Source organism: Arachnia propionica (assembly GCF_003859805.1).
In the GTDB taxonomy this organism is placed as follows: domain Bacteria; phylum Actinomycetota; class Actinomycetes; order Propionibacteriales; family Propionibacteriaceae; genus Arachnia; species Arachnia propionica_C.
Map to the genome: position 1 here is coordinate 1 of NZ_RQZG01000021.1, position 17,566 is coordinate 17,566.

Sequence of the window (17,566 nt, forward strand, 5' to 3'; positions counted from 1 at the left end):
TCAGGAGTTCGAGTTGGGTGACGATCCGGATGATGGCGGGGAGTTCGTTGAGGCGTCCTCGGTGGCCGGTGGCGAGTATTTTCCAGTTCTTGAGGTGGGCGATGCAGTGTTCGACCTTGGCGCGGATACCGGCGATGGTCTTGTTGAATTGTTTCTCCCACTCGGTTCTGGGGTGGTTGGGTTTCTTCTTGACCGGGGTGAGGGCGGTGGTTGCGGTGCAGGCACTGTCAGCGATCCAGCAGGCCTTCGCTTCGGCGAGGAGGTCACTCCAGCCGCACTCCTGGATGCCCCTGGCGTCGTGACGGGCACCGGGGAACGGGTCAGAGACAGCCACGAGGTCACCCCGGTCGGTGGCTGCGACCTGGATGCTGAGGCACTGGACCTTCCGTTTCCCGGAGTGGTTCGCAGCCCCTTGCCCGCTTGCTGGGCGGCTCCCGGTCGGGATGTAGGTGCCATCGACCAGCAGGAGGTGTCCCTGCTGGATCGCATCGGTCAGGCCACCGCTGGTCAACACCAGCACCGTCTCCAGGACCTCGGTGATTCACCACCCTGATCCGGCAGATCGTTGGTTGGGACACCCCGACCAGGTCAGCAATGACCATCTGGGACATGTTCTCACCGCAAGCATCAGACAGATCACCACCTGCCGGTAGAGCGGTCTTGTGGCGGGTGAAGTCAAGTCCTCGACCCTGGGCGACGTCCCAGACCCGGGCCACGATCTCCTGAACCACCGCCACGGGAAGACCTGCAGTAGAATGCGTGACGCATCGACTGCTTCCTCGAGAGATACGGACATTTTCCAATACCCATTCCCTCAGGAAACAGTCGATGCCCCATCAAGGGAGTGCTTTAGATGCACAAATAGCCCTCGTGAATAACGCCCAGACACCTCTACTGAAAGGGGATGACAATGCGAGGTCTTTCACGCACCATTCAAGCCACCATCATCATCACCACACTCCTGCTCAGCGCAGGCTGCACTCCCCAGACACCTGAGGAACGTCACATCTCAGCGACTCGAACCAAGATCTATACTCCTCACAGGACGAGTTGATCAAGGACAGCGCGCTCATCGTGACAGGGGTTGCCGAATCCCAGACCGTGGCGCGAGACCTGGACCCCGATCTGGATTTCACGATCACCCAGTTCAATGTTCATAGCACCATCAAGGGCACCCCTGCACCAACGATCATGGTCCGTCAAACCGGAGCAGTAGCTCAGAGCGCACCAACGGAACTCTTGACCGAAGGCGAGGAGTACCTGCTCTACCTGACCCCAAGCAATCTCCCCGGAGAGCTTGCATCCCAGTACTACGTGACAGGGCTGAGCGCAGGAATCTACCAGAAGAAGGACCCATCTGCCGCCAACCGGACGTCGCAGTCGGATCTCGACAGCGATGTCATCTACACCCGGGCAGACCCTGATACCGCAGACCATCTCCCGATGAACATCAACGATGAGGGCAACTCCCAGGAGGCGTAGTTCAGCTGAGAGGGTGCGCGGCCAGGCGAATCCACTGCGGTCGCCCTGATGACCCCCTGACGGCGATCGTTCCACCACTACTCGTTGCCGTTCGCCCCACCACACGGTCCCGGCAGTCGGCTCCGGCATCCCTTCGGGATGCTCGGATAGACTTTTCGGGCATCAGTTATACGTTTTGGCCAGAACATGCCCGATAACTCACTAAAATGACATAAGAGGGTGCGCGGATAGGGGTTCAGGGGCTGCGGGTGAGGCAGCTCCTTGGGCCAGCCCCACCGCCTCGCCTCATCCGCGCCTCGATACACTGCCGATGACACCCATTCCCGGGCGCGAGTTGGAAGGGGCGGCCATGAGCCAGACCACGTTCGATCCCCTGGCGGACATCCGTACCGCCGACGACCCGCCGCTGGACGTGCTCAGCACCGGCACCGTCTTCTTCGACCTCATCTTCTCCGGCCTCGACCAGATGCCCCGGCCCGGTGAGGAGCGGATGGCGCTCGGCATGGGATCGTGCCCCGGCGGGATCGCGAACCTCTCGACGGCGCTCGCCCGGCTGGGGTTGCGCACCGGACTCGTCGCGGGCTTCGGCGACGACGCCTACGCCGACTGGATGTGGGACATGCTCTGCAAGGACGAGGGCATCGATCTCAGCTCCTCGCCCCGCTTCGAGTCGTTCCACTCCGCCATCACCGTCGCCATGACCGTCGACGGTGACCGCGCGATGGTCACCCACATGCACGAACTCCCGGAACCACTGCACCGCTGGATCCTGGAGGCCCCGACATCCCGGGCCGCCGTCCTCGACCTCGGTGGTGAGACGTTCTGGTGGCCGACACTTCGGCAGCGCGGCACCATCCTGTTCGCCGACATCGGCTACGACGAGACCGGCCGCTGGGACAAGGCGACGCTGCGCCCACTGGAACACTGCCACGGGTTCACCCCGAACGCCGTCGAGGCGATGGCCTACACCCGCACCGACTCACCCGCGAAGGCGGTGCGGGAACTGGCCGAGCTGGTGCCGCTGGCCATCGTCACCGACGGTGCCGCCGGGGCCTACGCCATCGACCAGTCCACCGGGGAGGAGGCCTACTGCCCCGCCATCGCGGTCCAGGCCATCGACGCCACCGGGGCCGGTGACGTGTTCGCCTCCGCCATCGTGATGGGCACCCTCGCCACCTGGCCGCTGGAGCAGCGGCTGCGGTTCGCGTCACTGTGCTCGTCGTTGGCGGTGCAGCAGTTCGGGGGATCACTGGCGGCCCCCGGCTGGGGCGACATCAGCGACTGGTACCAGTGCATCTCGACCCGGGCGCGGGAGGGCGACCTCAAGGCCACCCACGTCCTGCGTGACTACACCTTCCTCGCCGAGGTCCTCCCCGACCACCCGTTGCAGGGGGTGCGACGCGCGCAGGCCACCTTCGCCATCCCCTCCGATCTGAGCATCCATCACTGACCCTTCACCCTCCTACACTTCTTCATGTCGACCCGGTGGCCGTCACCGGGCAGAAACCACTGAAAGTGCCATGCGACGACGCGATCTGCTCTTCATCGGAGCCGCCCTCTCCATGCAGGCGTGCACGAGCAACACCCCGACAACCCTTCGCCCCACCCTGGGGCCTGTGCCGTCGGCCCCTTCCTCGGCTGCACCCGTTGCATCACCACCCGGCCCGGATGCCGTCCCGAACTCGTTCTCGCAATCGCGCGCCTGGCCGAGCGTGGGCATCCCCTCGACGATCACGGCGCTGCACGACCATCACCTGTGCGGCAGCATCCGACGCCAGGACCGTTCCGTCGAGCAGATGGACTTCCCCGTCATCGTTGATCTCAGCACGCACACCACACGGCTGCTGCTCCTGGATGATGCCGGGAGGTTCAGCACCGTCGAGGCGGACCTCGACGAGGTCGAGGCCGAGGCCTCACGTGAACGCCCCGAGCTCGGGCCCCAGCTGCTCTGCGGCCCCGCCATCCTGGACGATGCCGCCGCGTACCTCGTGGTCGTCGCCCCGAAGAGGTCGCAGGAGCGATCGACACCGGAACTCGGGGTCGCCCACCTCGTCAAGGTCAGGCTCTCCGACGGTCAGGTCGAGGCCGCTGCCGTCCTGCAGGAGAACTTCAGGCTGACCTTCCTGGAGGAGGAGCTGAACCTCTCCTTCTCGACGGATCACTCCAGCATCCTCATCGCTGCCACGAGCCTGGGGAGCGCTGATTTCATCGGGAAGAACCTGAGCGCGACGGACCTGTCCACCCAGTTCGACATCCTCGATGTCATGCCCTCGGACATCTCGTCGTCATGGCCAGCGGGGGCCGCCATCCATGTCCACGGGGACCAGAGCGGAAGCCATCTGGTCATGCTCAAGGACGGCACCTCGTTGGAGACGTCCGGGGATCTGGGTGCCTACGTCTTCGACGACTTCCACCTCCACCTGGATGCAACGGGAAGCTCCGTCCTGCGGAACCTCGCCACCGGCGAGGAGCAGCAGGTGACGGGGCTGAGCGGCCGGGACATCGCGAATTTCCGTACCCCGGGACCATGGACCCGACGATCGACGTTCGTCTCGATCGGGGGCGGCGAGAGCAGAAGACGTCTCACGGTCTGGACCCCCGGGACCAGCGAACCCTCCCTCCAGTGGGAGGAGGAGCATCTTCCTCCGGCAGGGGCCGTGGTCTTCCAGGACGTCCTCCTCTCAGGAAGTCCTCACGTGGATGACGGCGCCCTGACCCTCCGCAGGATCGACACCGCAGAGGTGATCGCCACCGTGCCACGCAGTGTGTTCGGCAACGGCATGGGCATCACCGCCTGGGGCATCGCCACCGGAGGCGTCTTCCTTCCTGCCGATGGCTGGCTGACCACCTGAGGATCGAGGCATGATGACACCCACAGGACCTGACCGGCCGCTGCGTCGCCGTGACCTCCTCCTCGCGACGACAGCGTTCCTCGGCTGCTCTGCTCTCGGTCTCACCGGGTGCAGCGCCACGCCTCCTCCGCCGACCCCCTCCCCCTCCCCCGCTCCGGCTCCCGGCCAGATCCCCGTCGACTTCGCCGACAGGCCAGCCTGGCCAGAGGTGAGGACGATGGCCGTGATCACGGCCGTCAAGGACCAGTACCTCACCGGCATGACCCTGGTGTGGGAAGGCCAAGGGGTCTTCTCCGGGGGGTGGGTTCCCGTGCTGGTCGACGTGACCGGCCCCACCACGTGGGCACTGCTCATCGACGAGACCGGCGCCTGGACGACCTGGCAGGTGGAGCTCAAGGGGTACGACGACAAGAAACCCGAGGACCCGGGAACTGCGCTCACCGGACTCGTCGAAGGTCCGGTGGTCTTCGACGACGACCACGTCTACCTCTGCGTGGGGGTCGTCGCGTGGGAGTCACCCGAGACGATGGTGCGGAACGCGAACTCCTACAGTCCCTCGGAACTCTGCCACGTGGTGGTGGTGAAGATCCGCCTCAGCGACAAGGTGGTCGTCGCCTCGCAGACGGTGAGCGAGCGTTACTCCGTCCCCGCCATGGCGGATCAGCTGCGCCTGTCCTTCTCCAGGGATCGCAGTTCCCTGCTGATCTCGGGTGGCCACGGAATCAACCTGCCCTCCTCCGACGCGGACTGGATCGGGATGCGACTTTCCACCTCCGATCTCGGCGTCGAGTTCGACGCGCACACCCACTACGGCACCAGGACGTTCGATGACGTGGATGCCGTTGGCCAAGGAGTCGTTGTCGCCTCCCCGCTCACACCGCAACGGGAGGTGATCTCCCTCGAGACCGGGAAACGATATCCCCATGACGGCAGGACGACCCCGCTCCCCGATGACCCGGCAGGGGCCCTCGTCGTCGGTGACTGGGTGTACCTGGAGCAGACCCATCGGGAGCGAACCGCCACGACGACACGGAAGTACGTGGTGAACATGACCTCCGGGGAGGAGAGCGACCTTCCGGATCCCGAGCTCGATCTTCCCCAGTGGGCCACGGTCTTCTCGGATCAACCCCTTCTCCTCGACTTCAGCATGCGCACCCACCTGGCGGTGTGGGCGCCCGGGGACACCGAACCCCGGTTCACCTGGCAGAGCTCCCAGGGCCAGCCACCGTGGGCTGCCGCGACCTTCGGGGATTTCCTCTACGCCCTGGTCGAGAACGACGGGTCGGTCGTACTGCAGGTCATGCCGATCGGACAGACCCAACCGATTGCCGAGATCGCAGGACCTCCGTATGCCCGCCACGACGTCGAGGCGGTGAGCACCTGGGGTCTGGTGACGAAGGAGGAGTTCTTCCCCGCCACCCGCTGGCTCGACCAGTCCCCCTCCCCCACCCCGACCGCCTCCCCCAGCTGACCCCACGACCGGAGAACCCCATGCGACGACGACACTTCCTCCTCGCCGGTGCCGCCCTGACGCTGTCCGCGTGCGGCAGCGACGGCTTGGCCCCTCCCCCCTCGATCTCGCCTGCTGCGCCACCCCCCGGCTCCTCAGTCACCCGGCTCTCAGGGCCTCCCCACCCGAACGCCGTCCCACGTTCCTTCCAGAACCAGCCCGTCTGGCCGGATGCCGACATCGGATCGCACATCAAAGCAGTCCATCAGCATCATCTGTGCACCGGACTTCCCCGGGCCTCCCGTGTCGACCTGATGGGACAACAGCTCCACATGCCCGCCGTGGTCGATGTCACGGGACCGACGACACGGCTGCTGCTCACGGACGGGAACGGGAACTTCCACACCCGTGAGGTGGACCTCGCCTCCCTGGCGGATGAGGACGATTCGACCCTCGGCCCGGATCTCACCCTCGGGGCCGCCGTCCTGGATGACAGCCACGCCTGGCTCGTCGTCGGGGAGCCCTACGAGGTGGACCAACCCGGGGCCGAGGCCCAGGCCGTGGTCCATCTCGTGAAGGTGCGCCTGTCGAACGGTCAGGTCGAGGCCGTCACCAAGCTCGGCGAGCACACACCGGCCGGGCCGATGGCCGACCGCGTGAAGCTCCGGTTCACCGAGGATCGCTCCGGCCTGCTCGTGCACGGTCAACTCGTCCACCCGTCCCTCGGTGCCGATTTCATCGGGCTGCGCCTTGATGCAGCGGACCTGGCCATCCAGTTCGACGCACACACCGTGGCCCCACCCTCGATCTCGTCCGTGTCCTCCTCCGGCGACGCCCTGCGCTTCAGTGATGATGAACTCCATGAATCCGTGGTGCTGCTGGACCGTGGTGAAGTGCTGGAAGCGGAGCGGTCTGCCTTAGCGCAGGTCCACGGCAGCTGGTGCCGCTACTGGGATGGGACCAGGAAAGAGGTTCGACTGCGCAACCTCGACACGGCAGAGGAGACGGCAGTGCCCGATTTCCGGTTCGAGGACCTGTCCGACATGCGACATCCGGCGATCTGGTCCGTGCAGCAGGAGCTCTACGTCATCGAGGATCCGCTGGAGAATCCCCGGTTCTCCGTCTGGTTGCCGAGTTCCGCCAGCCCACTTTTCACGATGAACGCCCCCTATCAAGAGCTGACGGTGCACACCCGTGCCGCGCTGGGCGGGGTCCTCTACCTCGGCAGCCCCCACGTCGATGACGGTCTTCTGACCCTGTATGCGCTCGACACCGGCGAGGTCCTCAACACCATCCCGAAAGCGCTCAGGAGCTGGGATGTGGCCGTCACCCCGTGGGGTATCGCCACGACGAGCCGCTTCCGGCTCGCCCAGGACTGGTTCCCCGACCGCTGACCACCTCACCGGTCTTGTCAGGAGAAAGATGAAACGCCGCGACTTCCTCACCACCAGCGCCCTCATCAGCGTTGCGTTGGGAGCAACCAGTTGCTCCGACGACGGCCCCGACCCCGTCGACGCCCCCAGCCCGGAGGGGTTCCCCAGTCACTTCGCGACCGGCAGGGTCTGGCCACCGAGCACGTCAATCCTGGACAGCCGGATCACCGCCGTCAAGGACAGGTACCTCACCGGAATGGCCTCGGTGCCGAAGGCCCAGCAGGTGTTCCTCGGGGGCTGGGCGCCCGTGCTCGTCGACCTCACCGGACCCACCACCTGGGTCGTCGTCGTCGATGACAAGGGTGCGTGGCGAACGCGAAGGGTGAAACTCGAGCCTCTGGAGACGAAGGACCGGGAACCCCGGTCGGCGCACACCGGTCTCGTCGCCGGGCCGGCCGCCATCGACGACCAGCACGCCTATCTGGTCCTCGGGGTGAGGATCTTCGAGGAGCCCCGGTCGGAACGGGTGATGGGTGTCTCACTCAAGGAGGATGTGCCATGCCAGGTGGTGCTGCTCAAACTTCGTCTCACCGACGGTGCCGTCGTCGCCTCCCTGACCGTCAGTGACTCCCACCCGGCACGGGCCGTCGAGGAACACCTTCATCTGTCGTTCAGCGAGGACGGCACAAGGTTGCTGCTGGCGGGCGGAACCGTCCCCGACCGGCGAGACCGCGGTACCGACTGGGTCGGGATGCGGATCACGACGGCCGACCTCACCGTCGAGTTCGACGCCCGCACCGTGTTCCTGAACCGGCAGGTCGTGGAGGTGACACCCGCTGGGCAAGGGGTGATCGTCCTCGCGGAGGGACAACCGACGGCGGAGCTGGTGCTGCTGAGCGATGGCAGCAGCCACCAGTTGGACCTGGCCGGGGGCATCGTGATCGGCACCTGGCTGTGGCTGCTCCGAGGCAACAGGGACGACACCCACCTGGTGGTGGCTGATCTCGTGTCCGGCCAGCAGACCGAGATCCCCGATTCAGCGACGGCATCACCGACGTGGCCTCGGATCCATTCGGGAGCCACCGCCGTGATCGACTTCAAGCACGAGGAGCACCTGATGGTGTGGCGTCCGGGCGAGCACACCCCGGCCTGGAGCAGCACCGGGAGAGATCGGGTTCCCCACGGCGTGGCCGTCCTCGGCGACCTGATGCACATCTGGTACGAGAACGGCGCCAGCCACATCCAGGAGATCTGGCGGCTGGGCGATGCGGAACCCCTGGCACGTCATGTCGAGAACGCGTTCCTGTCCTCAGGGGTCCAGGCGATCACCCCCTGGGGTGTCACCAGCGAGGACTCGTTCGTCCTGGCCACCCGCTGGCTCGACCAGTCCCCCACCCCGACCGCCTCCCCCAGCTGACCCCACGACCGGAGACCCCCATGCGACGACGACACCTCCTCCTCGCCGGTGCCGCCCTGGCGCTGCCCGCGTGCGGCAGCGTCCCAGGGTCTGTCCCCAGACCCTCCATCCCGCCCGGCCCCACACTGCCCGCGGACGCCCCGCCGCTGTCGTTCGCCCCACCCGGTCCGGACGCCGTCCCGAGGTCCTTCCTGGCGACCCCGCAGTGGCCGGACATCCCGATCAGCACCCGGATCACGGCCCTCCACCGACACCACCTGTGTGCCGCCGTGCCCAGGGACGAAGCACACTCCTACCCCGTCGTGGTGGACGTCACCGGCCCCACCACCCGCGTGGTGCTGACCGACGGGAACGACACCTTCACCACCCGCGACGTGGACCTGGACCTCCTGGCCGAGCACCTGGACCCCGACGAGGAGCACCCGGACCTGGGACAGCCCCTGGCCATGGGGCCCGCCATCACGGACGACGACCACGCCTGGCTCGTCGTCGCCCGATCCACCGGGACCCTGGCCGTCGTCCACCTGCTCAAGATCCGGCTCAGCGACGGCAACGTCGACGCCTCGGCACTGCTCAGCGAGCGGTTCGACACCTCACGCCTGGGCATGATGTCCCTCAGCTTCTCGGCTGATGCCACCAGCCTGCTGGTGGCCGGTGATGGCGACTCGCGGAGGTCGGCTGATTTCATCGGGGTGCGTCTGGATGCCGCCGACCTGTCCGTCCAGTTCGACGCCCACGACCTCATCCCTGCGACAGCACAGGTCAGCGTCGCCGGAGAAGCCCTGAGGACCACCACCACGACGCATGACAAGGACCTGGTGCTGCTGGCCGACGGACGGGTCCTCACAGTGCCTCATTTCGGGGGCGGTGTCGTCGTCGGACAGTGGTGCTACGACACGGCCGCCTCGGAACAGGTCATGCTGCGTGACCTCACCACCGGCGCGGAGACCCCCGTCCCTGACCTCCACCGGGACGATCTCCGCCACTTCAGGAGGCCGCGTTTCCTGGCGGTCTGGTCCACGTCTGAACACCTGACGATCAGCCACCTCGGCGAGAAGCCCGAGCAGTTCTCCGTGTGGCTCCCCGGGGAGGGTTCCCCGGTGCTCCAGTGGAAGCAGGACGAGCATCCTGTCCCCTTCGAGAGCTCGGTCTTCGGCGCCACCCTGTACAGCCGGTCCAGCGATTTCCTGGAGGTCCGTTCCGTGGACTCCGGGGAGATCCTCAGCTCCTTTCCCTGGCAGAGCAGGTCAGATTTCGCCGTGAGCGCATGGGGCGCTGCCGATGCGTATCACTTCTTCCCCGCCAACGAGTGGTTCTGAGAGATGATGAGGAGCACGATGCGACGCCGGGACCTGTTCACCCTGGCCACCGCCATGGCCGGATGCACCGTCACCGGGTGCACCCCGGGCGACCCGCAGGCCGCCGATGACCCGTCCGGGGAATTCCCGATCGGTTTCGCCGCCTCCCCGGCATGGGAGGGTGTCGAGTCCTGGACCGAGTTCACAGCGGTCAAGGACCGTCATCTCGTCGCGATGACGGTGGTGCCCGACGCAGAGCGAGCCTTCGCCCACGGCTGGGTGCCCGTCGTGGTGGACGTGGCCGGTCTCACCACCCGGGCACTGCTCCTCGACGACGACGGCACCTGGATCACGAAACCGGTCACGCCGAAGAAGGAATTCGGCCCCCCGACGACACGGCTGTCCCGGACTGCCCTCACCGCGATGATCCAAGGGCCTGCCGTGATCGACGACACCCACGCCTACATCGTCGCCGGGGTGGTGCCACTCGAGGCCCCCGGCCAGTTCGAGGGCACCCCGTCCAGCACTCCCACGGATCTGCGATGCCCGGTGATGCTGTTCAAGATCCGGCTCGACGACGGTGCCGTCGTCGCCTCCACCACCGTCAGCGACGACGTCGAGGCCCGCTCCCTGAAGGATGCGGCCCTGTCCTTCACCGAGGACGGCACCTCCCTGCTCCTGGCCGGTGGCGCCGAGGTGAGCACCACGTCCGGCATCGGCACCGGCTGGATGGGGCTCCGGCTCAGCACCGCCGAGCTGGGGGTGGAGTTCGACGCCCGTGCCCTGTACATCGGCCAGGAGGTCCGGTCGGTGTCATCCGCCGGGCAGGCAGTCCTCGTGACCTCGTCGCTGAACTCCGGCAAGGAGTTGGTCCGTCTGGCCGACGGCGTCAGGGTGACCACCAGCTCGACAAAGGCCCTGGTCATCGGCGACTGGCTCCACCACGTGGAACGGAAGCACGATCAGACGGCAGGGCTCGTCGCGGTCAACATGCGTACCGGCCAACGGGTCGACGTGACGCCCCGGGCCGGAAGGGTGGAGGACCTGGTGGACGTGTTCACCTCATGGCCCGGGACCTTCACCGAGCCCCGCGTCATCATCGCCTCCCGGTACGGCGAAGGCCTCACGGTGTGGCTGCCCGGAGCGCCGGAGCCGAGCCTCGAGCTGGCAGCGGACAGGGCAGTCAGCACCGGGGTCGCGGTGCTGGGGGACGTCCTCTACACCTGGCACGGCGACGACAGGGCCACCACCTTGACGCTGCGCCGCCTCGACTCGGGAGAGGTCCTCGCCGAGCACTCCGTGCCGCCGCGCGTGCTGGGAAGTGACATCGGAGCCGTCACACGCTGGGGGTGCATCTCCTGGACCAGGTTCTTCCGCGCTACGACGTGGCTGGACTGACGCAAAGCGCTGCAAACGTGCGGCGCGTTGCTGCTGGGAGCGCTCCCAAGGACAACGCGCCGCACGTTTGCAGCGGCTGGCCTCCTCAGCCCTCCAGTTCGGCCAGGTTCGTCCTGGCCGGCAGGTAGTACAGCGCCAGGCCGTCGAGGATGCGTTGCAGCTGGCCCAACGCCGTCGCCCGCTCCCCCGTCGACGACGCCCCGACCGCCAGCCTCGCGACCTTCACGGCCCGGGCCACCTCGTCACGATGAACATCGTCGACATGTCCCAGCCCCACCCGTTCCGCATGCTGCCGGGCCAGGTTGAACCGCACCTCCAGCCGGTTCGCGGTCTGGAACGACACCTCGTCATCGCACTCCACCAGGGCTGCCTCGAAGGCTGCCGTCGTTGGCACCGCCGGGTCGAACAGCGCGGGATTCTCCAACCGGTACACCAGATCCGTGCGCAACCGGCCGTACTCCTGCCGGACCCGCTCCGCCCGCTGCTCCGGGGTCAGCGGCGGCTCCACCGGCAACTCCTGTGGTGGGTCCTTCGGATCCATCCGTCGCGCCCAGGCGTGCAGCGACGCCGCCCCGATGATCCCGCGCTTCCGCTGCCCGAGCACCTCGAAACGGCTGAGGACGGTGCCGATCATCACCGGGATCAGCACCAGCGCGAGCAGCAGTCCCGGGAGGAGGAGCAGTGGGGCACGGAGCAGGAACGTCAGGAGCACCGTCACAGCGACCGTCCCCAGGATCGAGGTGGTCCACACCCACTGCGGAGGGCTCACCCGCACCAGGGGAGGCAACAGCACGCATCGTCCGTTGGGCAGCCCCAGCACCCGCTGTGTCAACCCCCCGACCACCTCATCGGCCTCCAGGAGCCCGAGCAGACGCATCCCACTCGCGCCGACCACCGACAGGCTGCAGACCTGGTTCCCCTCGTTGACCAGGGAGACCAGCCGCGACTCGGTGTCGGTGAACACCAGCACCGTGGCGGGCACGATGTCGAGGATCCGGGTCCCGGGATCGAGCTGCGTCCAGGCCTGAGGTGTCACGATGTGCTCCTGCCCGGCAACTGCCGCAGCCGTCGTCCCTCCAACGCCTCCCGCGCCTCGAGGCCCGTCGGCAGGTAGTACAGCGCCACCTGGTCCAGGATCTTGACCGCCGTCCGCAGTGCGACCTCCCGCTCCCCCGGGGTGGCGTTCGGGTCGCCCGCCAGTTGCGCCGCCTTCAGCGCCTTCTCCGCCTGGCCCCGGCAGTCGTCCGGCAGATGATCCATGCCGACGCGTTCCGCGTGGTCGCGGGCCTGGCGGAAGGATGCGACGATGCGGCTGGCCAGCCGCACCCGCGCCGGGTCGTCGAGGTGGTTGAAGGTCGTGTCCCAGTCGAACAACGCCAGGGTGAGGGCCTCGGTCTCCGGTGAGGCCGCGTCGAACAGCGCCGGATTGGAGATCCGGTACGCCAGGTCCGACAGCAGCCGCCCGTAGGTCTCCTTCACCTCGTCCACCTGCCGGATGGCGGTGGCGACGTCGAGCGGCAGCGGCAGGGTGGACAGTGCCGACCGTCCGCTCCCGGTGCGGTAGAGGATCTCCCCGGAGCGCACCACCTTCGTGGCGAGGTGGATCGAGGGCCCGAGCAGCAGCACGAACAGCAGCACCCCGAGGATGAGCCCGCTGCGCCCCAGCTCGCCGTACCCCTGTCCGATCAGGGCACCACCCCCGGCCAGGACACAGCCCAGGATGGAGGCCGCCGCCAGCGCCGCCTGCTTCCCCTCGAGCCCCGAGAGCTCGAAGGTCAGCTCCCCGGGTGGCAGCCGGAAGGCCCGCCTCGGTTCGGCCCGCCTTGCGAAGGAGGCGACATCGGCGACGCTGCGCGCCGGGTCGACGCCCTTGATCCCGCTGTCCCAGCCGTGTCCGCGCAGCCGCAGGTCCTCCGGCCCACCGCCTGCGCGGGCGGGCCAGGTCCTGCGGGTGAGGATGCAGCGGCCGTCGTCGAACTCGATGAGGGTGTGCTCACCCAGCTCGGTCACCGGCGTGGTCAGCAGCACCTCGTCCAGCTTGACGTCCATGCGGACAAGGATAGGAGCCGACACGACCGCAGGGCGGGCCGGGGGTCAGCGACGGGCGAGCTCCAGGTACTCCGGGTGACGCTGCATCCAGCCCTTGACGAAGGGGCACAGCGGCTGCACCCTGCGTCCCTCGGGATTCGCGGCGACGTCGTCGAGGGCGCCCCGGATCAGGGCCGAGCCGAGCCCGCGACCCTCGAAGGCCGGATCGATCTCGGTGTGGGTGAAGGTGATGCGGCCCTCACTCAGGATGTAGTCGACGAAACCGGCGAGCTCATCACCCAGCCGCACCTCGTAGCGCCTCGCCTCCTCGTCGTGGGTGACGCTCGGCTCCTCTGAGCCGGTTGGCTGCTCGAAGCGTTCGATCCGCAGCGCCCCGGTGGGGCACCGGCCGACGACCTCGACGAGCAGTCGGGCCTTCTCCTCGGTGTCGGCCACGGGTGCATTGATCCAGGGCCGGGCATTGACGTTGAAGACCTCGGGCATGCCGCGCACGCACTCCCCGGCGTGACGGCACACCTCGCGGTCGAAGGACACGTCCACCAGGTCACCTGTGTAGGTTTTACGAGTCATTCCGACACATTAACATCGGTAATTGAAAAATCAACAATCAGGTGAGTGCAGCCTTGCCGAACCCTGCACGGGTCACACCCCGGCGAAACGAACCCCGGACAGTGACGCCATCTCGGGATGCCAGGTGGTCAGATCGTCGCGGGTGAACCGGTTGAGGTGGTCGTGCCCTGCGGCCCGGGCCATGACCTGCATCAGCTCCACCGTCGAGGTGAGGAACCGGGTCAGGCGGGCCGCCGCCTGCTGCACGGGGAGCCGGGACCGGAGCACCGGGTCCTGGGTGGCGATCCCGACGGGGCAACGGCCGGTCTCACAGGCCCGCATCGCCAGACACCCGATGGCCTGCATGGCGGAATTGGACACCGCAACGGCATCCGCCCCGAGGGCCAGGGCCTTGATGAAGTCGGGGGCGGTGCGCAGCCCACCGGTGATGACGAGCGTCACGTCGTTCGCCCCCACCCTGTCCAGGTGCGCTCGGGCCCGGGCCAGCGCCGGGATGGTGGGAACACTGATGTGGTCGCGGAAGATCAACGGGGCCGCTCCTGTACCGCCGCCACGACCGTCGAGGATGACGTAGTCCACCCCGACCTCCAGGGCCGCGTCCAGGTCGGCCTCGATGTGCTGGGCGGACAGCTTGAACCCGATCGGGACGCCACCGGTTGCCTCCCGCGCCTGCTCCGCGACGGCCCGGAAGTCGTCGATGCTCGTCAGGTCAGGGAACCGGGCCGGGGAGATGGCCGACTCCCCGGGCTGCAGGCCACGCACCCGGGCGATCTCAGGGGTCACCTTGTGACCCGGCAGGTGCCCACCCGTCCCGGTCTTGGCGGCCTGACCACCCTTGAAGTGGAAGGCCTGACAGCGCGCCACCTTCTCCCACGAGAACCCGAACCGACCGGAGGCCAGCTCGTAGAAGTAACGCGAGTTGGCCTGCTGCTCGGCCTCCAGCATCCCGCCCTCACCGGAACAGATCCCGGTCCCCGCGGCCTCGGCCCCGGCGGCGAGGGCCACCTTGGCCTCCGCGGACAGCGCCCCGAAACTCATGTCCGAGACGAACAGAGGGATCTCCAGGCGCAGCGGTCTCCGGGCGCGAGGCCCGATCACCACGTCCGTGCCGACGGGGTCGTCGTCCAGCAGCGGCAGCCTGGCCAGTTGCGCGGTCAACAGCTGCAGGTCGTCCCACCGGGGCAGCTCAGGCCCCGGGACCCCCATCGCGGTGACGGGACCGTGGTGACCCACCCGCTCCAGCCCGTGGGCCGCCAGGGCGTGGATCTCGTCGCGGCGGGGTTCGTCGGGGGTGCCCGTGAAGTCGGCATACTCGCCCTGGAAGGCGGAGCGGTCGAAACGTTGCGGATGGTTGCGTGCCCACTCGGAGACCTCCGCACCGTCGACCCACACCTGGCCCGCGGCCACCCCCGCGGTGAACCGGGCCAGGTCGTGACCGGGATAGGCGATGTTCCTCCCCGTGCAGATCTCGTAGGTGGAGCCGTGGAGGGTGCAGCTGACGTGGTCCTTGGTCAGGGCCCCGTCAGCGAGCAGCGCCCCGCGGTGCTGGCATCTGCCGTACAGTGCGATGACGCTCTCAGGTTCGGTCTCGGGACGGATGACCACGAGGTCCGCCCCGAACACCACGGCGTGCCGTGTGTCACCCGGGGTCAGGGAATCCAGTGGGAACAGCGGGACTGCGGTGTCGACGGACATGCACCGACGCCAACAAAGCCTGTGACACCCTGTCCTCATTTCGTGATCTCCGGCAGGTCGGCCCGGCTCGGCAGGTAGTACAGCGCCAACGACTCGAGGACCCGCTGCAGCTGCGTCAGGGCCGCGACCCGCTCCCCCGGCGACGACGCGTCCTGCGCCAGCCGCGCGATCTTCACCGCACGCGCCACCTCCCCGCGTTGAGCGGGCGCGACGTGGCGTAGCCCGGTGCGTTCCGCGTGCTGCCTGGCCACCTGGAACCGGATCTCCACCACGTCGGCGGCCTGCGAGGTCGGCGAGTCCACGAACTCCACCAGGGCCGTCTCGAAGGCCGCCGTCGTCGGCACCGCCGGGTCGAACAGGGCCGGGTTCTCCAGCCGGTAGAGCAGGTCGGAGCGCAGCTCGGCGTACTCCTGCCGGATGCGTTCCACCTGGGTCCCGGGCCTGACCGGGGCCCCGGCGGGCAGGGCACCCCGCCACAGCTCGCCCCGTTCCACCGCCAGGGCGTAGGCGTGGATGTTCGACGCGGTGACGCCGAGTTTCTCCTGCCCGGGAACCCGCGGCGGGGTGAACGCCACCATGACCAGGGGCACCCCGAGCAGGGCAACAAGGAAACCGACGGTGAACACCCAGCCATCCCGCAGCCACACCGTCACCCCGAGCACGGCCAGCGCCACCAGCAGGGACACCAGGTGCCAGGCCTCGGTGCGCCTCGGGACCGCCACCCCGGGCAGCAACATGAACCGGGGATTACGCAGCGCACGCAGCGGCGCGGCCAGTTCGACGCACTCCACCAGGGTCACGTCACCGCCGAGGTTCTTCAGCCTGCCCAACGCCGCCCACCGGGTGACATCCTCCACCACGTACCCGGAACCGGGAACCACCCTGACCGTCAGGTGGTGCGCCGCCTCGTCGGTGAAGACCAGCAGCCCACACGGGGCGATCTGCTTCAACCGGGTTCCCGGGTCGAGCAGGGACCATGGGACCGGCTTCACGACTCACGCCGTCCCGGGAGCTGCTTGAGGCGACGCGCCCCCACCGCGTCGCGGGCCTCCGTCACGCTCGGCAGGTGGTAGAGGGCCAGGTCGTCGAGGATCTGCACCGCGACCTCCAGGGCAGCGGCCCGTTCCGCCCGCCCGGCACGGGGATCGGCTGCGATCCGCGCGGCCGCCAGGGCCCGGCCGGCCTCGACCCGCGCCTCCTCGGGCAGATGGTCCATCCTGATGCGTTCAGCCTGTTGTCGTGCGGTCCGGAAGGCCGTCACGACGCGGCTCGCCAGCGCTGCCCGCTCCGCGGTGTCGAGTCGGGCCTGCTCGGAGTCCCACCGGAACAGGGCCAGGGTGAGCTCCTCGGTGGCGGGGTGAGCGGCGTCGAACAGGGCGGGGTGCTCGATGCGGTACGGCAGGTCAGTCAACAGACGGCCGTAGGTCTCCTTGACCTCGTCCACCTGCCGGGTCGCGATCTCCGCCGGGTCGGGCCCCACCACCAGATCGGCGAGTCGCCATCTCCGCCCGTCGATGACGTGGACCCAGCCCAGCCGATCACACACCGTCCTGATGCTGACCAGCAGCACCGCGTACAGCAGCAGGGACAGCAGGATCGCGGGTGCCCCGAGCTCGGACAGCAGGCCACGTGAGCCATGCATCACCGCCAGGAACAGCCCTGAGATCAGCACTCCCACCACCCCGGAGGTCTGGAACCGGAGGAAGTCACGCGGCCCGAGCCAGCTCCTGGCGAGCTCCCCGTCCGGGAGGGTGAAGGCCCGCAGCGGGGTCAACTGCGTGGCGACGAGCACCACGTCCCCGACGGCGCGGTCCTCCGGCTTGGCGCGGATGGTGACCGTCTCGTCCCCGACGACGTGCAGCCGGAGGATGCTGCCCTCGTGACGCAGCACCGCGTGCCGATCCTCCAGCACGAGCAGGGTGTGCCGCTCCAGCCTTTTCAGCGGCGTGCTGAGGGGGATCTCCGTCGCTCTGGTTCCCATG

General features: G+C 68.0%; 15 protein-coding genes. 8 read left to right on the plus strand and 7 right to left on the minus strand.

What is annotated here, in order from left to right; translation table 11 throughout:
- Window positions 1-520, minus strand: a 520-nt coding sequence (locus EII34_RS14280) for a transposase family protein (protein WP_124845850.1), incomplete at its 3' end; no start/stop codon positions are given.
- Between the two features lie 530 nt (window positions 521-1,050).
- On the opposite strand from EII34_RS14280, the gene EII34_RS14285 reads away from it, so the two are divergent.
- The 8 genes from EII34_RS14285 to EII34_RS14320 all read left to right on the plus strand — a co-directional run bounded on the left by EII34_RS14285 (window position 1,051) and on the right by EII34_RS14320 (window position 11,270).
- A complete protein-coding gene (locus EII34_RS14285) occupies window positions 1,051-1,482 on the plus strand; it encodes a hypothetical protein (RefSeq protein WP_124845851.1) in 432 nt (143 codons plus the stop codon).
- Between the two features lie 349 nt (window positions 1,483-1,831).
- Window positions 1,832-2,932, plus strand: a complete 1,101-nt coding sequence (locus EII34_RS14290; protein WP_124845852.1) for a carbohydrate kinase family protein — start codon at window positions 1,832-1,834, stop codon at window positions 2,930-2,932.
- A gap of 70 nt (window positions 2,933-3,002) precedes the next feature.
- Entirely contained in the window at window positions 3,003-4,334 is a 1,332-nt protein-coding gene (locus EII34_RS14295) for a hypothetical protein (RefSeq protein ID WP_124845853.1), read from the plus strand.
- Between the two features lie 10 nt (window positions 4,335-4,344).
- A complete protein-coding gene (locus tag EII34_RS14300) occupies window positions 4,345-5,805 on the plus strand; it encodes a hypothetical protein (RefSeq protein WP_124845854.1) in 1,461 nt (486 codons plus the stop codon).
- A 20-nt stretch (window positions 5,806-5,825) separates the two neighbouring features.
- Complete coding sequence (locus tag EII34_RS14305) at window positions 5,826-7,178, plus strand: hypothetical protein (RefSeq protein ID WP_124845855.1); 1,353 nt, start codon at window positions 5,826-5,828, stop codon at window positions 7,176-7,178.
- A 28-nt stretch (window positions 7,179-7,206) separates the two neighbouring features.
- A complete protein-coding gene (locus EII34_RS14310; protein ID WP_124845856.1) occupies window positions 7,207-8,574 on the plus strand; it encodes a hypothetical protein in 1,368 nt (455 codons plus the stop codon).
- A 20-nt stretch (window positions 8,575-8,594) separates the two neighbouring features.
- Window positions 8,595-9,893, plus strand: a complete 1,299-nt coding sequence (locus EII34_RS16060; RefSeq protein WP_185711361.1) for a hypothetical protein — start codon at window positions 8,595-8,597, stop codon at window positions 9,891-9,893.
- Between the two features lie 18 nt (window positions 9,894-9,911).
- Entirely contained in the window at window positions 9,912-11,270 is a 1,359-nt protein-coding gene (locus EII34_RS14320; protein WP_124845857.1) for a hypothetical protein, read from the plus strand.
- Between the two features lie 85 nt (window positions 11,271-11,355).
- Here the strand turns inward: EII34_RS14320 and EII34_RS14325 are convergent, their stop codons facing one another.
- The 6 genes from EII34_RS14325 to EII34_RS14350 form a co-directional block, all read right to left on the minus strand.
- On the minus strand, window positions 11,356-12,306 hold the full coding sequence (locus tag EII34_RS14325) for a hypothetical protein (RefSeq protein ID WP_124845858.1): 951 nt from the start codon (window positions 12,304-12,306) through the stop codon (window positions 11,356-11,358).
- Window positions 12,303-13,319: a hypothetical protein gene (locus tag EII34_RS16720; protein ID WP_124845859.1), complete on the minus strand. Its 1,017-nt coding sequence runs from the start codon at window positions 13,317-13,319 to the stop codon at window positions 12,303-12,305. Before EII34_RS16720 ends, EII34_RS14325 begins: the two co-directional genes overlap by 4 nt.
- A gap of 45 nt (window positions 13,320-13,364) precedes the next feature.
- Window positions 13,365-13,889 (minus strand): GNAT family N-acetyltransferase, encoded by a 525-nt coding sequence (locus tag EII34_RS16605; protein ID WP_260425175.1) that lies wholly within the window; start codon window positions 13,887-13,889, stop codon window positions 13,365-13,367.
- 72 nt (window positions 13,890-13,961) lie between these two features.
- Window positions 13,962-15,584 (minus strand): glutamate synthase-related protein, encoded by a 1,623-nt coding sequence (locus tag EII34_RS14340; RefSeq protein ID WP_124845860.1) that lies wholly within the window; start codon window positions 15,582-15,584, stop codon window positions 13,962-13,964.
- 35 nt (window positions 15,585-15,619) lie between these two features.
- Window positions 15,620-16,576 (minus strand): hypothetical protein, encoded by a 957-nt coding sequence (locus EII34_RS14345; RefSeq protein ID WP_124845861.1) that lies wholly within the window; start codon window positions 16,574-16,576, stop codon window positions 15,620-15,622.
- Window positions 16,573-17,565, minus strand: a complete 993-nt coding sequence (locus EII34_RS14350; RefSeq protein WP_124845862.1) for a hypothetical protein — start codon at window positions 17,563-17,565, stop codon at window positions 16,573-16,575. The genes EII34_RS14345 and EII34_RS14350 overlap by 4 nt, the downstream gene beginning before the upstream one ends.
- Between the last annotated feature and the right edge of the window lies 1 nt (window position 17,566).

Excerpts from the sequence above, each read along its gene's own strand:
- EII34_RS14310 (WP_124845856.1), top strand. The coding sequence starts at position 7,207 with ATGAAACGCCGCGACTTCCTCACCACCAGCGCCCTCATCAGCGTTGCG.
- EII34_RS14350 (WP_124845862.1), bottom strand. The coding sequence starts at position 17,565 with ATGGGAACCAGAGCGACGGAGATCCCCCTCAGCACGCCGCTGAAAAGG.
- EII34_RS14340 (WP_124845860.1), bottom strand. The coding sequence starts at position 15,584 with ATGTCCGTCGACACCGCAGTCCCGCTGTTCCCACTGGATTCCCTGACC.
- EII34_RS14300 (WP_124845854.1), top strand. The coding sequence starts at position 4,345 with ATGATGACACCCACAGGACCTGACCGGCCGCTGCGTCGCCGTGACCTC.
- EII34_RS14295 (WP_124845853.1), top strand. The coding sequence starts at position 3,003 with ATGCGACGACGCGATCTGCTCTTCATCGGAGCCGCCCTCTCCATGCAG.
- EII34_RS14290 (WP_124845852.1), top strand. The coding sequence starts at position 1,832 with ATGAGCCAGACCACGTTCGATCCCCTGGCGGACATCCGTACCGCCGAC.
- EII34_RS16720 (WP_124845859.1), bottom strand. The coding sequence starts at position 13,319 with ATGGACGTCAAGCTGGACGAGGTGCTGCTGACCACGCCGGTGACCGAG.
- EII34_RS16060 (WP_185711361.1), top strand. The coding sequence starts at position 8,595 with ATGCGACGACGACACCTCCTCCTCGCCGGTGCCGCCCTGGCGCTGCCC.
- EII34_RS14320 (WP_124845857.1), top strand. The coding sequence starts at position 9,912 with ATGCGACGCCGGGACCTGTTCACCCTGGCCACCGCCATGGCCGGATGC.
- EII34_RS16605 (WP_260425175.1), bottom strand. The coding sequence starts at position 13,889 with ATGACTCGTAAAACCTACACAGGTGACCTGGTGGACGTGTCCTTCGAC.
- EII34_RS14305 (WP_124845855.1), top strand. The coding sequence starts at position 5,826 with ATGCGACGACGACACTTCCTCCTCGCCGGTGCCGCCCTGACGCTGTCC.